The organism is Amycolatopsis sp. PSD-21, assembly GCF_055561455.1.
In genome coordinates, this window is record NZ_CM145712.1 from 3621959 (window position 1) to 3640274 (window position 18316).

Below are 18316 nucleotides of genomic sequence, written 5' to 3' on the forward strand. Positions count from 1 at the left end.
GCTCAGTCCTTCGGTCCGCCGGCGACGTAGATGACCTGGCCGGAGATGAATCCGGCGCCGTCGCTCACCAGGAACGACGCCAGGTTGGCGATGTCCTCGGGAGTGCCGACGCGCTGCACCGGGATCTGCGACGCGGCCGCGGCCTTGAAGTCCTCGAACGACATGCCGATCCGCTCGGCGGTCGCCGCGGTCATGTCGGTGGCGATGAAGCCGGGGGCGATGGCGTTCGCGGTGACGTTGAACTTGCCCAGCTCGATCGCGAGGGTCTTGGTGAAGCCCTGCATGCCCGCCTTCGCGGCCGAGTAGTTGGCCTGGCCGCGGTTGCCCAGCGCCGAGGTGCTGGACAGGTTGACGATGCGTCCCCACTTCTCCTGCGTCTGGTACTTCTGCACCTCGCGGGTCATCAGGAACGAGCCCTTCAGGTGCACGCCCAGCACCGAGTCCCAGTCCTCTTCGGTCATCTTGAACAGCAGGTTGTCGCGGGTGATACCGGCGTTGTTGATCAGCACGGTCGGCGCGCCGAGCTCCTCGGCCACCCGGGTCACCGCGGCTTCGACCTGTGCGGCGTCGTTGACGTCCAGCGCGACACCGACGGCCTTGCCGCCCTCGGCGACGATCGCTTCGGCCCCCTGCTTGACGCCCGCCTCGTCGAGGTCCAGCAGGCCGACGGCGAACCCGTCGGAAGCGAGGCGCTTGGCCACGGCCGCCCCGATGCCGCGGCCGGCGCCGGTGACGATCGCTACACGGGAGGGGTGTTCGGTCACGGGTGTTCTCCTCGTCGTCGAGTGGAAGTGAGCCCGAGTCTGCCGTACTAAGCGGTTGCTTTGTAGGGGCAATGCCGCTTTCGGGGAGCGCACCCGCGCGAAAGCGGGCGAATGTGACCGCAATCACCCTGATGTCGAGGCCTGTGCTCGCCTGCAGACACCAGTTGCGCGTGAAGGCCCTCTTCCAGGACGCGGTTCCGAGCCGGCCGGGCGTCGCTCCTCGGCGTTGCGAAAGCCACTTTCGCAACGTTGAAAGTTGTGAAAGTGGCTTTCGCAACGCCCGGCCAAGCCCAGCACCCAGCTGCCGTCAGAACGGCACTCACCACTCACGACCGGCCGCAGGTCAGCCCGCCCGCCTGCCGAGGACCTCGGTGATCAGCTTCGGCACCTCGCCGCCGTGCCAGGAACTGGGCGAGAAGCGCTCCTGCGCGATCCCTTCCCAGAGTTCGCCGTCGTCCAGCGAAATGCCTTCCTCGCGGGCCACGAGGGAGCCGATTTCCTGGGCCGCGACACCTTCGCCGGCGAGGGTCTTCTTGGCGAGTTCGACATCCTGCGGCCGCACGGCGACCACGAGTGTCCAGTCACCCCAGGCCTGCGCGAGCTCGAACGGGCCGAGCCCCGACTGCGCGCAGACGTCGGCGGGCGCGTCGTCCAGCCGGATGTCCGTGGTGATCCGCGCGCCGAGACCGTTGGCACCGCACAGGGTCCGCACGGTCGGGAAGAGACCGTCGGAGACGTCCATCGCCGCGCGCGCCAGCCCGGCCGTGGCGAGCATCCGGCCCGCCGCCACCTGGGCCATCGGACGGCAGGCGCGCTCGCGGATGTCCGCGACGACAGATCCGGGAAGCCGTGCCTGCTTTTCGACGAGCAACGCGTATGCCCAGAGATAGCCGGGCGAACCGACCAGCAGCAGCCGATCGCCGGCTTCGGCACCCGCGCGGCCGAGCCGCCCGCCGGGGACGCACCGGCCGATCGCGGTCGCGGTGAGCTGCCGGACCGGGCCGTCCCGGAGATCGCCGCCGACGACCTTGGTGCCGTGCACCTTCGTGCAGTCGTCCACGCCGTCGAGAAGCCGCCGGAACTCGCCCGCCGTGGTCGTCTTCGGCAGGGTGTAGTTGACGACCAGGCCGAGCGGGGTGGCACCGGCCGCGGCGAGATCGGACAGGTTGATCGTCGCCAGCAGCCACCCGGCGTGATAGGGATCCGTTTCACCCAGGATGGTGACCAGCGGCGTGGGGCAGCTGTCGGTGGTGGCGACCAGTTCGCCACGAAGCCCTTCCGTGGCGTCGAGGACCGCGCAGTCGTCCCCGAACCCGCGGACACCGCCGTAACGCGGCCGCAGGATGTGTTCCAGGATCGCGTGCTCGCCCAGTTCGCCGAGCCGGATGTCGTCGCCCACCGGCGAAAGTTCAGTTACGCCCGACATGATCCGCCAATCGGGACGGGGCGACGTTGTGGTCGCTGGAGTAGTTGTTCGGCATCGTGCCGTAAGGCTGGTCGCTGCCCGTGGAGGCGAACAGCATGAGATTGCAGATCCGCGTCCCGGGATGCAGGAGCACGGGATGCCGCAGGTGGTTCACGATCTCCAGGGTCAGCACGGCGCCGGTCTCACTGCCGAAGCCGGGGCTGACCTGACCGCACAGGACGACGCTGATGCCGAGCCGCGCGTAGTCGCTCGTGCCGTCGACGAGCCCGGCGAGTTTCTCCGAGAGCCCGATCTTCTCCAGCGTCGGCGCGAGAACGACTTCGCCGGGTTCGACGCGCAGCCTGCCTTCGGCGTCGAGTTCCTTCGGCCGGAGTTCCGGATACGTGCTCCGGTCGGCGATGTCGACGGTCCCGGTCGATTCGAGCGCGAACGCCTCGTGACCGAGCCGCAGGCTGATCGCGGCCGGGCGGACGAGACCGGGCTCGAACGGGGTGATCGTGAGTTCCCCGGCGCGGTGCGCGCGTTTGATGGCCCGGTCGGTCAGGATCCCGCGGCGCAGGGCGGGCCAGGTCAGCGGCATGACGCCACCGCTTTCGCGACGGCGCCGACCAGCGCGCGGAAATCGGTCTCGGTCAGTTCGCCGTTGGGCTGGTCGTCGGACTCGCCGGGCTCGCAGTACACGACCGTCGTGCCGGTGCGGTGCGGTCCCTGGACCACCACCGTCGCGGTCAAACCCGCGGCGATGGGCCGGACGGTGTGCACGACGGCGGTGTCGCACGAATAGACGTCGCCGAGCCGGACGTGCGGGGTCTTCTCCACCGCGAGCCGGGCGGCGCCGTCCGCGAGCAACGCGGCCGGGTTCGCCGGATCGGCGCCGTAGCGGTACCGGTCGTAGGGCTTCCCGCCTTCGGTCGTTTCGCGGAACTCGACCATGTGCAGGCCTTCGCCGGCGACGATGGCCGAGGCGAATTCCCAGCGATGGCTGTGCGGATTGGACTCGCCGCGCGACGGCTCCGCCGAGTCCGGCCAGACATGGAGCCGGATGCGGAAATCGGCGGAGGCGTGGAGCACCATTTTGGCGAAACCGTTGGGATGCCAGTAGGAACGCTTCGCCGCGGCGTGGACGGCTTCGTCGTCGCCGAGGGTTTCTTCGAGCCACGAAAGGAAAGCGCCGGGGGAGTCCTGTACCCGGTGCGCCACCGTGCGCAGCCAGGGAAGGTCCGCGTCACCGTGGCGGGGGCGGCTCCCGGTGAGGTCACGGAGAAACGCGTGCGCGCCCGCGGGAGCGGCCGTGAGGGTCGGGGGCGGGGTGTCGATCATGCAGTCGTACCTGGAGTTCCTGGAGGGCTGAGCGGGGGCCCGGCGGCGGCGAATGCGGCCGCGCGGAGCGCGGTGACTGCGTCCAAGGTCTGCCAGATGGGTAGGTCGCCGCTTCCCCAGGCCCACAATCCCTGATCGGCGTCGTAGCGCTCCCAAAGGGTTCCGAGCGCCCGGTTGAGCCGGGGGAGTGGCAGGAAGGGGGCGGTGGCGAGCGCTTGGACGACCCAGGCTGCGGTGAAGTGCCGGATGATGATCCGGGTCGTTCCTTCCCCGTCGGGACGAGGCCTTTCGAGATCCTCGGCCACGCCATCGTCCGAATGCGACCGGTCGATGAGCCATTGTGTGGCTTCGTCGGCCGCCTCTCGGACGTCGTTGCGATCTTCACGGCTGCGCAGGACTTCCCGCAGGGCGACGACCGAACGCGCGGTGTGCACCACCGATGCCTCCGGGGCGACGAGCCCGGCCTCGTTCTTCTCCGGCCACAGCTGTGAGCCGTCGAAGTCGAGCCGGGCCGCCAGGAGGGCGTCGATCAGCCGGTCGGTCAGCGGGGCGTCCGGCCGGAGCCGGACCGCCGTGTGCAGCACGGCGGACAACAGGTAGGGGCGGGTCCTGCTGTACGGGTCGAGCGACCCTTCGAGCTGGTCCAGCCCTTCGTCGGCGGACATGGTGCTGGTGCGGAAGAGCGCGTCCACGACGGACGCTGTCGTCTCCGGCCGTTTGCCGCCCGCGCGGCCACGCCAGCCCTGTGCCGACTGCAGCCGGTACAGATCTTCGGCGAGCGTATGTAGGTCGATGTAGGGATCGCCTACCACGAGCATGGTGTTGATCCCGTACGCGGTGCTGAGCGCCTTCGGGCCGGTGCTCTTCTGCAGGTTGTGCCGCCAGCCCAGCGGTTTCCCGTGCTCGTCCCGGATCAGGCGCTCGGCGAGTTTGGCGCCGACGGTGTGGAAGACCTGCAGCAGCGACCGCGAGGTGTCGACGATGGCGGCGTCGCCGACGGCGGGCAGCGTGTGCTCGTGGGGGGAACGGGCGGTCTCCACCAGCGTGAACAGCGCGTTCGCGGCGCGGAAGTGATCGTCGAGCTGACGCGCGTTGTGCGCCGACGGCAGGTATTTCCCGGTCTCCCACTGGGTCAGGTTCGCCCTGGTCACGCCGATGATCCGGGCGGTCTCCGCCTGCGTTTCGCCCGCGGCCTTGCGCAGCCGCCGCAGCTCACGTCCGACACCCGACGCGGTAACGGTTTCCGCATCGGGGCTTACCGGCCGCTGCCCGGCCGATGTAGGCTTCATGTAGGCACTAGACACGGGCTTACCTACCTTTGGTAGGCAATGTAGGGCGGTGACTGAACGTGCACACAACGGCGAGAGTACAGCAAGCGAATCGGACCGTGCTGGCGCGTGGGTCAACGTCGTGTCACAACGTGTCGAGAGCCGCGATGGACCCTGTTCTACCTGGTCCTGGTGTGCGTGACCCGCCCGGTCACGAGGACTGGTCCGACCTGGGCACGACCGGAGAGTGGATGCTGTCAGCCATCTGAATGTGACGCTGCGCATCTGACCCCGTTCGCGTCGCCTGTGGGCCACACGAATGCCGGAGTAGGCGCCGTGTGGGCCGACCCGAGTTCGCGCTTGGCTGCATCGGGGGTGAACCTCATGTCCCACCACGAGAACCACACGGCAGCGCCCCGGTCCTGGTTCGATCGGCTTCTCGAACGCTTCCACGAATGGCTCTTCGCGACCGGCGAGGACACGCGCGCGGCCGCTCGCGGCTGGCAGGTGTCGCGGGTGCCGGACAGCAGGCGCCGCGTCTACCGCGACCCCCGCTGGGACACCGTCCACGCGTGCGCGCCCTGCGGGGGCACGGGGTGGTGGCCCTACGAGGACGCCGTTTGCCCGGACTGCGCCGGTGCCGGTGTCGTCCGCTCCATTCCCGCGGCGGCCGTGGCCGCCGAGCAAACCGCCGGACGGACAGGAGGAAGGTCATGAGCCGTTGGCAGGAACCCCAGGCGATCGCCGAGCTGGCCAGGGAGATCACGGTGGTCAGGAGGCCCAACCCGATCACCGCCCTGTATCACTGGCGGTACGAGATCGGTGCGCTGATCGTGCTCCCGTACGCGTTGTACTCCCTTTTCCAGGCGGTCGGCCCGATCTGGGGCGCGGTCGTGCTGTTCGGTGTCGCGAACTGGCTGTTCTACTGGCGCTCGGCGCGGCGATTCCTCCGCGACCGGCTCCGCTCGATCGTCGTGCAGCACCGGCTGCGGACCGGGTTCGCCCGGGCCAGGGTGTGCACGCTCGACGGCAAGCTGCCGGTGATCCTGTGGACCAAACCGCGCGGTGACGAGGTCGAGGTCACCCTGTTCTGTCCCGCCGGAGTCGGCTACGAGCGCATCGAGCAGCGACGGGCGCTGCTCGCGGCGGCGTGCTTCGCCTCCGACGTCCACGTGTACCGCCACCACAAACGCGCCAACGTGGTGCACCTTTCGGTCTGCACCGCACGCCTGCGCAAGGACGTTGAAGACACTGCCGAGGACGAGGTCAAGCCCGGTCTGCCGCCCGCGCGACGATATGCCGGGCAGCCGGACGGTGCCGCCATTCCCCTTCCGGGGACCTTCGCAGGAATTCCGCGCGCAGCACGGCGATGAACTCTTCACCGCGCGCGTCCGCCAGCGGCCGCATCGGTCCTGACCGGGTGTGCGCGGTGAAGAACGTGTCGGCGTCGGGGTGGACCATCGGGAACGACAACGGTTCGTCGCGTTCGAGTACGACGTCTTCCAACGCGGGCACGAGCCGTTCTTCCCAGGACCGATCGCCCGCGGGGACGCGTTCCCGCAGCACGTCGGACAGCACCGTGAACGGCCCGCCCGGTTCGGTGCTGTGCGGCCAGTAGACGACCGAAAGCACGCCGCCCGGGCGAAGCGCGCCCGCCCACGACCGGAGCGCGGCGTCGGGTTCGGGGAGTTGCTGGAGGCCGAAGACCGAGACGACCGCGGCGGCCGAGGCCGGTTGGAGTTGCGAGGCGTCACCCTCGACGACGCGTGCGAGGGGATTGCCCGCGGCCCGTCGCCTCGCCCTCTCGACCATGCCGGCGGACAGATCGATGCCGACGATCTCGCGGCCGGGCAGATGCCCGCCGAGTTCGTCGAGTTCCGGGAAGGTCCCGCAGCAGGGGACGAGAACGGGGCCCTCGGGCAGAACCGAGGGGAGAGCCCGTACCGCGGCGGAGACCCACGGCGCGAACCGGGGAACGTAGTAGGCGTCGTAGCCGGCGGCGGCTTCGTCCCAGGCGCGGGCGAGCTGTTCGGCGGTCATCGTGTCTCCGCAAGGGATTCGAGCGCGGCGAGCCTTCGCCGCAGGTGTGCGCGTTCGGGTTCGGTCGGGGCGAGCGCGATCGCTTCACGGTAGGCCGTGGCCGCCGCGTCGTCGTGGCCCAGCCGTTGCAGCAGATCGGCCCGGGCGATCGCGAAGGGAGGATAGCCGCGGAGCGTCGGTTCGCCGGTCAGTTGGTCGAGCAACGCGAGCCCCGCGGCCGGGCCGTCGCGCAGGGCGACGGCCACGGCGCGGTTGAGCGCGACGACGGGGGAGGGATCCAACGTCATCAGGACGTCGTAAAGCGCCACGATCTGCGGCCAGTCGGTGGTTTCGACATCGGCCGCTTCGTCGTGCAGGGCCGCGATCGCGGCCTGCACCCCGTACGGGCCTGGCGGGCCGCCGGTCAGCGAGGCGACCACCAGGGCACCGCCCTCTTCGATCAGTTCCCGGTCCCACCGGCTCCGGTCCTGGTCCGCCAGGAGGACCGGTTCGCCGTCCGGCCCGGTCCGGGCGTCCCGCCGCGCGTGGACGAGCAGCATCAGCGCGAGCAGCCCCGCCACCTCCTGATCGGCGGGCATCAGCCCGCGCAGGACGCGGCCGAGCCGGATGGCCTCCTCGGCGAGGCCGGCCCGCTGCAGACTCGCTCCCGAACTGGCCGTGTACCCCTCGGTGAAGATCGAGTACACCGCCTGCAGCACACCCGGCAGCCGCTCCGGTAGTTCGTCCGGGCCGGGAACGCGAAACGGGATCCGGGCCTCGCTGATCTTCTTCTTCGCCCGCACGATCCGTTTCGCCATCGTCGGCACCGGGACGAGAAAGGCCCGTGCCACCTCCGGCGTGGTCAGCCCGGCGAGAAACCGCAGCGTCAGCGCGCCCCGGTCCTCGAAGGGCAGGGCGGGATGGGCACAGGTGAAGAACAGCCGCAGCCGTTCATCCGGCAGGCCGTCCCCGGCGTCCGCCGCGGGAGCGGGATCGGCTCGATCCAGTTCCACCTGCAGGACCGCGAGTTTGGCGGCGTAGGCCTGGTCGCGGCGCAACCGGTCGACGGCCTTGCGCCGCGCGGTGGTCATCAGCCACGCACCCGGCCTCGGCGGGACACCGTCCACCGGCCAGCGCTCCAGCGCCGCTTCGACCGCCTCGGACGTGACCTCTTCGGCCAGGTCCAAGTCGCCGAAGCGGCGCACGAGCGCGGCGAGGAGCCTGCCCCGTTCCTCGCGGAACACCGCCTCGACCGACGCCACGCCGGCGCTCGGCTCGTCCACGATCAGGCGGTGAAGTCGGCGACCGGGCGGACCACCACCGAGCCGTCCAAGGCGCCGGGGCAGCGGGCCGCCCAGTCGAGCGCGGCGTCGAGGTCCGGCACGTCGATGACGTAGAAACCGCCCAGCACCTCACGCGCCTCGGCGTAGGGCCCGTCGGTCACCGTCCGCTTCCCGTCGCGATCGACCGTCACCGTCGTCGCGGTGACGAGGTCGGCCAGCGACTCCCCGGCGGACCAGATCCCGGCGTCCTTGACCTGCTTGTCGTAGGCCATCCAGTCCTCGAAGGTGCACTGGGGCTCGACGTCGCCGGTCGCGGCCTGGATCAGCAGCATGTACTTCACGGTGGTACTCCCGTTCTGGTTTCCGCGCGGCCTGCTCGCCGCACGACACCACTACGAGCGGGAGACCGTCAAATGGACAGGACGCCCGAAGGAACTTTCAGGACGCGGTCTCCAGCGCTTCGGCCTGCTCGGTCACCGGAGCGGTGACCACGCGCGCGGGGATGAGCAGCGACGCGAGCGCGAGCAGCCCGGTCAGCGCCATCGCGCGTTCGACCAGCCCGAGCGGGATCGCCCGCCACCAGGGCTCGCCGCCGTTCATCGAGATCACGATCGCCCCGAGGATCACGCCGAACCACGCCAAAGCCGCGACCGCGAGCACCCTCGTCACCGCGCGCCGCGCGCGGGAGGAGGGGAAGACGGCCTTCGCCGCGAACCACACGGCCAGCGGCAGGCAGACGAACGCCACGACGCTCGCGATCCGGTGCACCGTCCCGCCGACGCTCGGCCCGATCGCCCAGTTGTTCTTGGGGAACGCCACGATCACCACCAGGCTCACCGTCCAGAGCGCGCAGAAGACCGAGGCCGCGGACAGGACGGGAAGGTGCTTGCGGCGGATCAGCGCGCCGAAGCCGATCGCCGAGCCCAGCGCGACCAGCAGGACCGCGACGTCGAAGATCCACTTGTGCTCGCTGAGCGCGTATTCGCTGATGGTGCGGCGGACCGGGCTGATGTCGCTGGTGGCGGGGAGGACCTGCAGGAGCAGGATCAGCAGCGCTCCGCCGGCGACCGAGGCCACGGCGGCCAGCAGGGCCAGCGGTGACCGGGCGGTGACCTGGGGCGTCGTCATGGTTGAACGGTAACCACCCAACCTGAAGGTTTTCTTAGGCTTTCCTGTCGGAATCGACAGGAATCCCGGTGATCGTTCCGCCACGGTCGGTGAGAACGTTGGGCCGAAAGGGGTGTAGCCGACTTGTGGCGGGTCCCTCCGGTGGTGTCCCGGGTCTAGGGTCTCGCTACCGGTGACCTCACCCGGTCACCGGACTGTCCAAGGAGGTCAGTCTGTGGGGTATTCACCAAACCGGCGAAGAGCGGGATGGACGGCGGCGACCCTGGTGCTCGCCGGCACCTTCGTGGCACTTCCGTCGGCCACGACGGCGGTGGCCGCGGACAACGTGGTCCGGGCCGATCGGGCCGTGCCTCGTTCCTGTTTCGCCGCGCTCCAGAAGCCGGGCACGGCAGGAACCGACCGGCGTGAGTTCACGTCCACAGTGGACGGTCTGCTGCAGGCGCGGATCGCGCCTCGCGGCGGCGGTGAGGGCGACTGGGACCTCGCGGTCTTCGACAAGGCCACCGGCGCCGTGGTCGCCGCGTCCGCCGCGTTGCGCAGCCACGAACTCGCCGAAGGCTTCGTGAAGAAGGACCAGCAGCTGGTCGTGCAGACCTGCCGGTACGACGGGAAGACGCGGGACGCGCTGCTGGGGGTCGACTTCCTCGCCCTCACGCCGCAGGGGACGCCGACCAGTGCCGCGCACGCGCCGCAGCGCGCCGAACTGGTCCGCGTCGAGACCCCGGGCAAGCAGGACAAGGACAAGCTGCTCCGGCTCGGCCTCGACGTCACCGAGAAGGCCGACGCCACCGGTGTCGAGGTCGTCCTCGCCAACGACGCCGACCGCAAGACTCTGGCGGACAACGGCTTCAAGTCGAAGGTGGTCGAGGCCGACCTTTCGGCGAAGTCGATCCAGAACGCCAAGACCGACCGTGAGTACGCCGCGAAGACGCCGGGCTCCACGCTGCCGTCCGGGCGGACGAGCTACCGGCACCTCTACGACTACCAGTTCGAGGTCAAGGAACTGGCCCGCAAGAACCCCAAGCTCGTCACGGCGTTCACGCTGCCGCAGCCGACCTGGGAAGGCCGTGACGTCATCGGCCTGGAGGTCGCGAGCGACGTCAAGAACATCGCGGACGGCAAACCCGTCAACTTCACCATGGGTGTGCACCACGCCCGGGAGTGGCCGGCGGGCGAGCACGCCATGGAGTGGGCCCACGAGCTGGTCAAGGGCTACACCGGCGGCAACGCCGAGATCCGTGGCCTGGTCGGCCGGACGCGCAACATCATCGTGCCGATCGTCAACCCCGACGGCTTCGAAATCTCCCGTGAGGCCGAGCCCAAGGGCGACTTCTCGCGGTTCGACTATGAGATGAAGCGCAAGAACTGCAACGTCAACGACTCGCCCAAGGAGTTCGCGACCGGCGTCTGCAAGGCCAACCCCGCCGGCCGTGAACGCGGAACCGACCCGAACCGCAACTACGCTGGTTTCTGGGGCGGCGCCGGCGCGTCGACCCTGTGGCGCAGTGACACGTTCCGTGGTTCCGGCCCGTTCTCCGAGCCCGAGACGCAGAACATCCGCTCGATCGTGTCCAACCGTCAGGTGACCAACCTGATCACGCTGCACACCTACTCCAACCTGGTGCTGCGTGTCCCGGGTGTCGCCGCCGTCCGCCCGCCGCTCGACGAGCCCGCGTACAAGGCGCTCGGCGACAAGATGGCCTCGCGCAACGGATACACCAGCCAGCCGTCGTGGGCGCTGTACGACACGACCGGCTCGACCGAGGACTGGTCGTACTGGGCCACCGGTGGCTGGGGCTTCACGTTCGAGGTCGGCCCGAACGAGTTCCACCCGCCGTTCGCCGAAGGTGTCGTCGCCGAATACACCGGTGTCGCCCCCGCGGCCGGCGCGGGCAAGGGTGGAAACCGTGCCGCGTTCATCGACATGCTGGCCAACACCGCCGACCCGGCGGCGCATTCGACGCTGATCGGTACGGCGCCGAAGGGCTACCAGCTGAAGCTGCACAAGACCTTCCAGACGCCGACCTCGCCGGTGGTGCAGCCGGACGGCTCGACGAAGCCGCCGATCTACGTCACCGACGACCTGAACTCGTCGCTGTCCTCCACCGGCGGCCGGTTCGCGTGGTCGATCAACCCGTCGACCCGGCCCTACGTCGCGGGCCGCTACGGCCGCGAGCCGCAGGGTCCGGCGCAGCCCGCGATCCAGGCCGTCAACCCGCCCGGGGTCCCGGCGATCAACCAGAACTACCCGACGGACCCGACTTCGGAGAGCTTCACGTTCCACGTCGACGGGCTCCCCAAGGTCGACAACGGGAAGTTCAGCGTCGACGTCAAGTGGGCCAGCCAGGACACGGACTGGGACCTGTACGTCTTCGACTCCGCAGGCAACATGGTGTCGTCGTCGGCGAACGGTTCGACCACGGAAGAGCACGCGATCCTGTACGACCCGCCCGCCGGGGACTACACGGCCGTGCTGGTCAACTACTCGCAGGCGAATCCGTCCACTGTGGACGACTGGGCCGGCGGCGTGTCGTTCCAGTCGCCGATCCCGCCGACCTACGGCCCCAAGGAGGCGTACCAGCTGACCTGTACGTCGCCGAAGGGCAAGCTCGTCGGGCTGGCGGACGTCTACATCGACCGCGGCCAGACGGTCGACGTCGGTGAGGTCTGCACCCGTTCCGCGCGGGCCAAGAAGGAGCGCTCGGTCCGGTAGTTCTTTGCGCGTGAAGGCCCCCTTCCCTCGGCTCAGCCGAGGGAAGGGGGCCTTCACGCGCTTCGCCCTGAAACGCGGGCCGGTCCCGCAGCACGCGCAGCGTCTACAGTGGACGGCCCCCCAGGTGTCGCGAAAGCCGCTTTCGGGACGCCAGATGTCTCGAAAGTGGCTTTCGCGACGCGGGGAGTGGGGCCCTGCGCAGGTCGGCACAAGGTTGCGAAAGCCACTTTCGCAACCTTCAACGTTGCGAAAGTGGCTTTCGCGACACCCGCAGGCCAGAGACTCCGCCGCTTCCCTAAACGGTGCCGACGACCCGGTCCCGCACCACCCGCATCGTCGCCGAGTCCACAGTGGACGGCTCCGCCGCCAGCCACCCGCCGATCTCGTGCAGGAACTGTTCCGGCGTCATCGGCGGCGCGGGGGAGGGATCCTCGAGATCCGTGGTGATCTCCCCGGTCCGGCTCGGGTACACGATCATCGCCCCGCGCAACGCGACCCCCGGCAGGATCCGCCGGTACTCGGCGAGGCTTTCGGTCAACCTGCTCCCACCGCCGCGGAAGGCGCGGCCGTTGCGCAGCAGCCGGTCGTCGTCATCGGTCTCGTAGTGCCCCGGCAGCCACAGCTTCGATTCGATGAGCACGAGCCGCTTTCCGCACAGCACCGCGTGGTCGACGTCGGCGAACACCGAGTCCGGCCAGGAGAGGCCATGGAAGATCCGGGCGCCGGGCAGCCGGGTCAGGTAGCGCTCGAGCAGGTCGGCGGTGAGCCGTTCGGCGAGTTCGTCGGTCTCGACGCCGGGGGTGCCGAACACGCGTTTCCCGCCGAACTCGGCGGCGAACCGGTTCTTGGCGCGGGACGCCGCCAGATAACCGCGCGCGAGCCGTTGCACGAGCAGGGCGGTCCCGGCGGTCAGGATCAGCCAGACGATCAGCGTGGGGGCCGAGAATCCGACGCCGGTCAGCACCGGCAGCAGCACCAGCACCATCCCGCCGACCGCGGCCACCACCGGGGTGTGCCCGGGGCCGCGCCGCCGCTCGTGCCGCACGCGCTCATCCTGTGCGGCGAACTCCCACCATTCGAGGTCGTCCGGATCGATCACGACCGGTTCGGGCTCGTAGCCCGGTTCTTCGCCGAAGCGACGCCGCGGCCGCGGCCGGATCGGGGCGCGCACCGAACGGCCGCCCGCGTCGTAGCCGGCACGCCGCATCGGGTCGCTGAGCGTGTCGTAGGCCTCGCGGACCAGTTGGAAGGTGAGCGCGGATCCGCCGGCGTCGGGGTGATGCGACTTCGCCAGCCGCCGGTACGCGGTCTTGATCTCGTTGACCGAGGCGGCCTTGCCCACGCCGAGCACCTCGTAGTAGTCGACATCGGGCACGGGCGGTTCACCTCCAAAGGGCCGGGCCGCAACACTATTCGGCCGCCGCCGGTCGTCCGCAACCACCTCCGCGGCGCGTCGGGGTGACGCCGCGGGCATACTGTTTCGCTTGTGGCGGAACGAGGTCCGCCTCCGCCGCGTCCTGGATATCGTGGAGATCGACAGCACGCTAGGGGGAACAGTGGTGGGAGAACCGGTCACGGGTACGGCGGCGGGGGTGCCGTTCACCGTTTTGCCGCCATCGGCCGAGGTCAGCGGCCCCGCGCCGGTGGTCGTCGCCTGGCATATGATCGACGCGCCCCGCACCGACGCGGCGTTCGCGGCCGCGCTGCCGCTGGCCGGGGTGCCCGCGTGGCGGGTCTACCTCGGAATGCCGTTGTGCGGCGCGAGAATGGTCGACGGCAGCATGGACGCGGTGGTCGAGCGGGCCGTCCGGGACGCGGTGCTCGCCTACGCCGACCCGTTCGTCCGGCAGGCGGCGCTGGAATTCCCCGCCGCGCTGGCCGAGCTGCGGGAACGCTTCGGTTTCGACACCGCACGAATGGCCGTCGTCGGCGGTTCCCTCGGTGGTGCCGTGGCGCTCACGATCCTGGCCACCAGGGAGATCCCGGTGCGGGCCGCGGCGCTGGTGAACCCCGCCGTCCGGGCGCGGTCGCTGGTCGGCGTGGTGGAAACCATGCTGGAACAGCCCTATTCGTGGACCGACGAAGCGAACCAAGCGGCGGATCAGCTCGACTTCGTCGCACGATCGGGTGAAATCGCGGCCAGGGACACCCAGGTTCCGCTGCTGGTCGTCAGCGGCGAAGAGGATTTCCCCACCTTCCGCGCGGACGCCGACGAACTCGTCGACGCGGTGCGTGCCCGGTATTCCGTGGCCGAGGACGTCCGGTTGCGCAGGCTCCCCGGCCTCGCCCACCCGCTCGCCGAAGACCCGGGCATCGATCCCGCGCCGCAGCTGCCGATCGCGAAGCTGGCCGACGAAGCGGTCACCGAGTGGCTGGAGCGCCACCTGCGCTGACGTGCGTCAGCAGGCCGGTGGCGGCACCGACCGGGACGGCCCGAACTCCAGGCGCAGCTTGTCGGTCTTGGGGATCACGAACGCGACACCGGTCGACGCCCGCCAGTTCGAGGGCAGGAAGACGTACTGGCCACTGGACTGGAGCAGCAGTTTCAGCCCGGTGTACCGGTACTTGTACGCCGATCCCGGGTCGGCGCATTTCACCTGCGTGACACCGTGCGCGGTGAGGTTGAGGCTTTCCGCGCTGTACACCGTCGCGGCAGGCCTGGCCGGGATCAACCCGGACGCCTCGAAGGCGCGGCTCGTGCCGACGGCTCCCGAGTAGTCCCCGACCGCCCAGAAGAGGCCGATGCTCACCAGGGCGTACCCGGTCACCAGTTCCGCGACGTTCGACCGGGTGCTCCCGGTGCGGCGCGAGGTCCAGTGACGCCAGGAGAAGAGCGCCATCAGGACCCCGAGCGCGAAGCCGACCCCCGGAAGGCCGGGACGGTCGCGAAGGGGTTCCGGGTCGAGCGCGATCACGGTCGTCACGGCCAGCAGTGCGAGGCCGAGGACGCCGGCGGCGGGGGCGCAGATCCGCAGCAGCCGTGACCAGGAAGCCTCGCCGAGGCGGATCTTCAGGAACCTGGTCAGGACGAGGAAGAGCAGCGCGGCGCCCGCGACGGCGGTCAGGGGCAGGAGCACCCCGTCGACTCCGCGCCCGAAGATCTCGTCCGGCGTCTGGCCGAGCAGGGTGTAGTGCACGCGGAAGTAGGCGAAGTACGTCTGCGTGTAGACGAGCCCGAAGTAGTAGAGCAGCGCGGTGAGCAGGGTCGTGTTGGCCAGGACCGCGCCGACCAGCTTGAGCGCGTGCGCCGGGCCCGCCGCGGGTTCGGGCTCCGGAGGTGCGGGGGCGCGGAGCCCCCGCCGTAGTGGCCGCCGGACGGTCATCCGCCGGTGGTTTCGCTCGGCTGCGCGCTTTCCGACTTCGACGGCGGCGCCGAACTTTCGGTTTCGCAGGCCCTGGCCCGGATCGTGATCGTCCTGCCGGGCCGGACCGGATTCGGGCCGATGCTGCGAATGCAGTTCCCCGCCGCCTTGTCCGCGATCACGACCGAGACCCCGCACCGCCGGGAACTCTCGCAGAGGCGTTCGAGGTTCTGCTCGATCGCGCGTTTGGCGGTCTCGGGGTCGGTGCCGAGCAGGTCGCTGTTGTACTTGATCGGGCTCCCGGGGACGACGCCGGGCGGACGAGAATCCTCCGTGCGGCCTGGTGCCGTCGGAGTCACCTCGGAAGACGCCGTCGGGGCTATCTCCGTCGTCAAATCGCCCGGCGCCGTGTCGCGGGGTGTGGACGTTCCTTCGCAGGCCGCCGCGAACCCGAGTGCGGCGATCGCCAGTGCCGTGCCGAACAGCCGTTTCATGGACCTCACCGTCCCTGGGGAAGACGTCCTTCTCGATAAGGACGCGGAACGAGGGCTCCCTGATACGTCCCGGCTTGGTCCGTTCGGGCGTATTCCCGGGGAATCCGCCCTTTCGGGCAATTCCGGGTGGACCGGAGCACGACAACTTCGCGGACCGGCCTTCCGACACGCCCGAAATTATGTTAAGAAACTTTACTAACTAACAGGAGGCGCGTTTTGAGTTCATCCCCGCGGCCGGGGCTCGAGCGGAAGATCGGGCCGCTCCAGGCGACCGCCATCAACATGACCCAGATGTGCGGGATCGGCCCGTTCGTCACCATCCCCGCGATGGTGGTGACCCTCGGCGGCCCGCAGGCCATGTTCGGCTGGCTCATCGGCGCGGTGATCGCGCTGGCCGACGGCCTGATCTGGGCCGAACTCGGCGCCGCCCTCCCCGGCGCCGGCGGCACCTACGTCTATCTGCGCGAGGCGTTCGGCGCGCGTACCGGCAGGCTCATGCCGTTCCTGTTCGCCTGGAGCGCGGTGCTGTTCATCCCGCTGATCATGTCCACCGGCATCATCGGGCTCGTCCAGTACCTCGGATACCTGGTCCCCGGCGTCGCCGACGACGGCGGGACGACGGCGCTCGGCAAGGTCATCGGCCTCGGCGTCATCACGCTGATCGTGCTGGCGTTGTTCCGCAAGATCGGCGAGATCGGGAAGCTGACCACCGTCCTGTTCGGGATCATGCTGTTCGCCGCCCTCTCGGTGATCGTCGCGGCCTTCACCCATTTCGACGGCGCGCAAGCGTTCGCCTTCACGCCCGGCGCGTTCTCGTTCGACGGCGGCGCGTTCTGGGCGGGGCTCGGCGCCGGGCTGATCATCGCCATCTACGACTACCTCGGCTACAACACCAGCGCCTACCTCGGCGGCGAGGTGCGCGACCCGGGCCGGACGCTGCCGCGGTCGATCATCCTCTCGATCCTCGGCATCATGAGCCTGTATTTCCTGCTGCAGCTCGGGGTGCTCGGCTCGATCCCGCTGGAGGAACTGAAGAACGCCACTTCGGTCGCCTCCACCGTGCTGGAACAGGCGTGGGGCACCGGCGCGGCCAAGGCCATCACCGTGTTCATCGTGATCGCCGCGATCGGTTCGGTGTTCGCCGGTCTGCTCGGCGGTTCGCGGGTCCCGTTCGAAGCGGCGCGGGACAAGGTGTTCCTGCCGGTGTTCGCCAAGCTGCACCCGAAGCTGAACCTGCCGACCGCGGGGGTGCTGACGATGGGCGTCATCGCCGCGATCGGCTCCCTGTTCACGCTGACCGCGGTGATCAACGCGGCGGTGACGGTGCTGGTGATCGTCCAGTCGCTCGCGCAGGTCGCGGCGATCGTGGTGCTGCGGCGGCGACGTCCGGAACTGCACCGGCCGTACCGCCAATGGCTCTATCCGATCCCGACGGTCATCGCGCTGCTCGGGTGGGTCTACATCTACTTTTCCGCCACCTGGCTCTCGATCGGGCTTTCGGTGGGCTGGATCGCGCTCGGCGTGGCGGCGTTCTTCGCCTACGCCAAGGCGGAGCGCGTGTGGCCGTTCGGGCCCAAGGGGATTCAGGAAGCGTTCGCGGGGGCGGCAGAGGGGAACGGGAAGTGACGGGGGAAGAACTGATCCTGGGGATCGACTTCGGCGGCACGAAGGTCGCGATCGGGCTGGCCGACCGGGCCGGGAGCCTGCTGGTGACCCGGCGGCTGGACACCGACGCCCAAGCGGGCGCCGGGCAGGTGGTGAGCCGCGCGCTCGCCGCGTCGCGGAAACTGCTCGCCGACGAAGGCGTCGCGGACCGGCTCGTCGCGATCGGCGTGGTCAGCCCGGGCATCGTGCTGGAGGACCGCATCCTGCTCGCGCCCAACGTGCCGGGCTGGGAGGAACTGCGGCTGCGTGACCTCGTCGCCGCCGAGTTCGAGGGGCTGCCGATCGCGGTGGGCACCGACGCCAAGGCGGCGGCGCTCGCGGAATGGCGGTGGGGGGCGCTGGCGGACACGGATCCGGCCGTGTTCCTCTCGCTGGGGACCGGGATCGCCGCGGCGGTCCTGGTCGGTGGCCGGCTGCTGGCCGGCGCCAACGGCGCTGCGGGAGAGATCGGATACAACCTTCTCTCGCCGCAGGACACCGACGGGTTCGCCGGCGGAGCGGCGCCGCTGGAGGAAGCCGTCGGTGGGCGTGGGCTGGGCGGCCGGGCGAGTGCGCTGCTCGGCCGCCCGGTGACCGCGGGCGAACTGTTCGGCCTGGCCAGGGAGAACGCGCAGGCCAAGGAACTGGTCGGCGCGGCGCTCGACGAACTGTCGATGCACGTCGCGAACCTCGCCATCGCGCTCGACCCGCAGCGCATCGCCGTCGGCGGGGGCCTGGTGCGCTCGGCCGACATCCTGCTGCCCGCGCTGCGCGAGCGGCTCGCCCAGGCCGTCCCGTTCCCGCCGGAATTGGTGTCGGCGAAATTCGACCAGGACGCGTCGCTGCTGGGCGCGATCGCGATCGCGCTGGACGCCTAGCGAGATCACCGACCGAAGCCGCCGGGCGCCCGCTAGATCCGATCTAGCGAATGTCCGGCGGCTTTCTCGCGCCCAAG

Annotated in this window: 18 protein-coding genes; 6 read left to right on the forward strand and 12 right to left on the reverse strand. The window is 69.9% G+C overall.

Translation table 11 applies throughout. The features are described 5' to 3' along the window. Positions 1–2 precede the first annotated feature (2 nt). The 5 genes from fabG to ACZ1DY_RS17185 form a co-directional block, all read right to left on the reverse strand. Complete coding sequence (fabG, locus tag ACZ1DY_RS17165) at positions 3–764, reverse strand: 3-oxoacyl-ACP reductase FabG (RefSeq protein WP_465484932.1); 762 nt, start codon at positions 762–764, stop codon at positions 3–5. A gap of 343 nt (positions 765–1107) precedes the next feature. Beyond that, a complete protein-coding gene (locus ACZ1DY_RS17170) occupies positions 1108–2190 on the reverse strand; it encodes a thiamine-phosphate kinase (RefSeq protein WP_465484933.1) in 1083 nt (360 codons plus the stop codon). After that, positions 2174–2770, reverse strand: coding sequence for a dCTP deaminase (gene dcd / locus ACZ1DY_RS17175; protein WP_126735817.1), 597 nt, complete (start codon positions 2768–2770; stop codon positions 2174–2176). The genes ACZ1DY_RS17170 and dcd overlap by 17 nt, the downstream gene beginning before the upstream one ends. Next, positions 2761–3510, reverse strand: coding sequence for a hypothetical protein (locus ACZ1DY_RS17180; RefSeq protein WP_257487635.1), 750 nt, complete (start codon positions 3508–3510; stop codon positions 2761–2763). The genes dcd and ACZ1DY_RS17180 overlap by 10 nt, the downstream gene beginning before the upstream one ends. Then, entirely contained in the window at positions 3507–4799 is a 1293-nt protein-coding gene (locus ACZ1DY_RS17185; RefSeq protein WP_465484934.1) for a helix-turn-helix transcriptional regulator, read from the reverse strand. The genes ACZ1DY_RS17180 and ACZ1DY_RS17185 overlap by 4 nt, the downstream gene beginning before the upstream one ends. 363 nt (positions 4800–5162) lie before the next feature. Here ACZ1DY_RS17185 and ACZ1DY_RS17190 point away from each other — a divergent pair, with 363 nt between their 5' ends. Then, entirely contained in the window at positions 5163–5495 is a 333-nt protein-coding gene (locus tag ACZ1DY_RS17190) for a hypothetical protein (RefSeq protein ID WP_126735820.1), read from the forward strand. Next, positions 5492–6151: a hypothetical protein gene (locus tag ACZ1DY_RS17195; RefSeq protein ID WP_465484935.1), complete on the forward strand. Its 660-nt coding sequence runs from the start codon at positions 5492–5494 to the stop codon at positions 6149–6151. Before ACZ1DY_RS17190 ends, ACZ1DY_RS17195 begins: the two co-directional genes overlap by 4 nt. On the opposite strand, the gene ACZ1DY_RS17200 is transcribed toward ACZ1DY_RS17195, so the two are convergent. The 4 genes from ACZ1DY_RS17200 to ACZ1DY_RS17215 form a co-directional block, all read right to left on the reverse strand. Continuing rightward, positions 6045–6818 carry a class I SAM-dependent methyltransferase gene (locus tag ACZ1DY_RS17200; RefSeq protein ID WP_465484936.1) on the reverse strand — a complete coding sequence of 258 codons (774 nt, stop codon included), beginning with the start codon at positions 6816–6818 and terminating at the stop codon, positions 6045–6047. The genes ACZ1DY_RS17195 and ACZ1DY_RS17200 overlap by 107 nt on opposite strands. After that, complete coding sequence (locus ACZ1DY_RS17205; RefSeq protein WP_465484937.1) at positions 6815–8080, reverse strand: RNA polymerase sigma factor; 1266 nt, start codon at positions 8078–8080, stop codon at positions 6815–6817. The genes ACZ1DY_RS17200 and ACZ1DY_RS17205 overlap by 4 nt, the downstream gene beginning before the upstream one ends. 2 nt (positions 8081–8082) lie before the next feature. After that, a complete protein-coding gene (locus tag ACZ1DY_RS17210) occupies positions 8083–8421 on the reverse strand; it encodes a YciI family protein (RefSeq protein ID WP_371878858.1) in 339 nt (112 codons plus the stop codon). Positions 8422–8518: 97 nt separating this feature from the next. Continuing rightward, positions 8519–9208: a DUF998 domain-containing protein gene (locus ACZ1DY_RS17215; RefSeq protein ID WP_257487631.1), complete on the reverse strand. Its 690-nt coding sequence runs from the start codon at positions 9206–9208 to the stop codon at positions 8519–8521. Between the two features lie 214 nt (positions 9209–9422). Between ACZ1DY_RS17215 and ACZ1DY_RS17220 the strand changes: the two genes are divergently transcribed. Continuing rightward, the gene (locus ACZ1DY_RS17220; protein WP_465484938.1) at positions 9423–11921 is read left to right on the forward strand and encodes a M14 family zinc carboxypeptidase; all 2499 of its coding nucleotides are present in this window, start codon (positions 9423–9425) and stop codon (positions 11919–11921) included. 295 nt (positions 11922–12216) lie between these two features. Here the strand turns inward: ACZ1DY_RS17220 and ACZ1DY_RS17225 are convergent, their stop codons facing one another. Then, entirely contained in the window at positions 12217–13296 is a 1080-nt protein-coding gene (locus ACZ1DY_RS17225; protein ID WP_465484939.1) for a J domain-containing protein, read from the reverse strand. 184 nt (positions 13297–13480) lie between these two features. Here ACZ1DY_RS17225 and ACZ1DY_RS17230 point away from each other — a divergent pair, with 184 nt between their 5' ends. Then, on the forward strand, positions 13481–14314 hold the full coding sequence (locus tag ACZ1DY_RS17230) for an alpha/beta hydrolase family protein (protein WP_257487628.1): 834 nt from the start codon (positions 13481–13483) through the stop codon (positions 14312–14314). A gap of 6 nt (positions 14315–14320) precedes the next feature. On the opposite strand, the gene ACZ1DY_RS17235 is transcribed toward ACZ1DY_RS17230, so the two are convergent. Both ACZ1DY_RS17235 and ACZ1DY_RS17240 read right to left on the reverse strand, forming a co-directional pair. Beyond that, a complete protein-coding gene (locus ACZ1DY_RS17235; RefSeq protein ID WP_465484940.1) occupies positions 14321–15244 on the reverse strand; it encodes a hypothetical protein in 924 nt (307 codons plus the stop codon). Next, positions 15241–15717 (reverse strand): hypothetical protein, encoded by a 477-nt coding sequence (locus ACZ1DY_RS17240; RefSeq protein WP_465484941.1) that lies wholly within the window; start codon positions 15715–15717, stop codon positions 15241–15243. Before ACZ1DY_RS17240 ends, ACZ1DY_RS17235 begins: the two co-directional genes overlap by 4 nt. 216 nt (positions 15718–15933) lie before the next feature. On the opposite strand from ACZ1DY_RS17240, the gene ACZ1DY_RS17245 reads away from it, so the two are divergent. Next, positions 15934–17343, forward strand: a complete 1410-nt coding sequence (locus ACZ1DY_RS17245; protein WP_465484942.1) for an APC family permease — start codon at positions 15934–15936, stop codon at positions 17341–17343. After that, entirely contained in the window at positions 17340–18239 is a 900-nt protein-coding gene (locus tag ACZ1DY_RS17250; RefSeq protein WP_465484943.1) for an ROK family protein, read from the forward strand. Before ACZ1DY_RS17245 ends, ACZ1DY_RS17250 begins: the two co-directional genes overlap by 4 nt. Positions 18240–18316: the final 77 nt, after the last annotated feature.

What these genes read in the sequence shown, in the direction of transcription:
- ACZ1DY_RS17170 (WP_465484933.1), bottom strand. Translation starts at nt 2,190, where the DNA reads ATGTCGGGCGTAACTGAACTTTCGCCGGTGGGCGACGACATCCGGCTC.
- dcd (WP_126735817.1), bottom strand. Translation starts at nt 2,770, where the DNA reads ATGCCGCTGACCTGGCCCGCCCTGCGCCGCGGGATCCTGACCGACCGG.
- ACZ1DY_RS17180 (WP_257487635.1), bottom strand. Translation starts at nt 3,510, where the DNA reads ATGATCGACACCCCGCCCCCGACCCTCACGGCCGCTCCCGCGGGCGCG.
- ACZ1DY_RS17185 (WP_465484934.1), bottom strand. Translation starts at nt 4,799, where the DNA reads ATGAAGCCTACATCGGCCGGGCAGCGGCCGGTAAGCCCCGATGCGGAA.
- ACZ1DY_RS17190 (WP_126735820.1), top strand. Translation starts at nt 5,163, where the DNA reads ATGTCCCACCACGAGAACCACACGGCAGCGCCCCGGTCCTGGTTCGAT.
- ACZ1DY_RS17195 (WP_465484935.1), top strand. Translation starts at nt 5,492, where the DNA reads ATGAGCCGTTGGCAGGAACCCCAGGCGATCGCCGAGCTGGCCAGGGAG.
- ACZ1DY_RS17200 (WP_465484936.1), bottom strand. Translation starts at nt 6,818, where the DNA reads ATGACCGCCGAACAGCTCGCCCGCGCCTGGGACGAAGCCGCCGCCGGC.
- ACZ1DY_RS17215 (WP_257487631.1), bottom strand. Translation starts at nt 9,208, where the DNA reads ATGACGACGCCCCAGGTCACCGCCCGGTCACCGCTGGCCCTGCTGGCC.
- ACZ1DY_RS17235 (WP_465484940.1), bottom strand. Translation starts at nt 15,244, where the DNA reads ATGACCGTCCGGCGGCCACTACGGCGGGGGCTCCGCGCCCCCGCACCT.
- ACZ1DY_RS17240 (WP_465484941.1), bottom strand. Translation starts at nt 15,717, where the DNA reads ATGAAACGGCTGTTCGGCACGGCACTGGCGATCGCCGCACTCGGGTTC.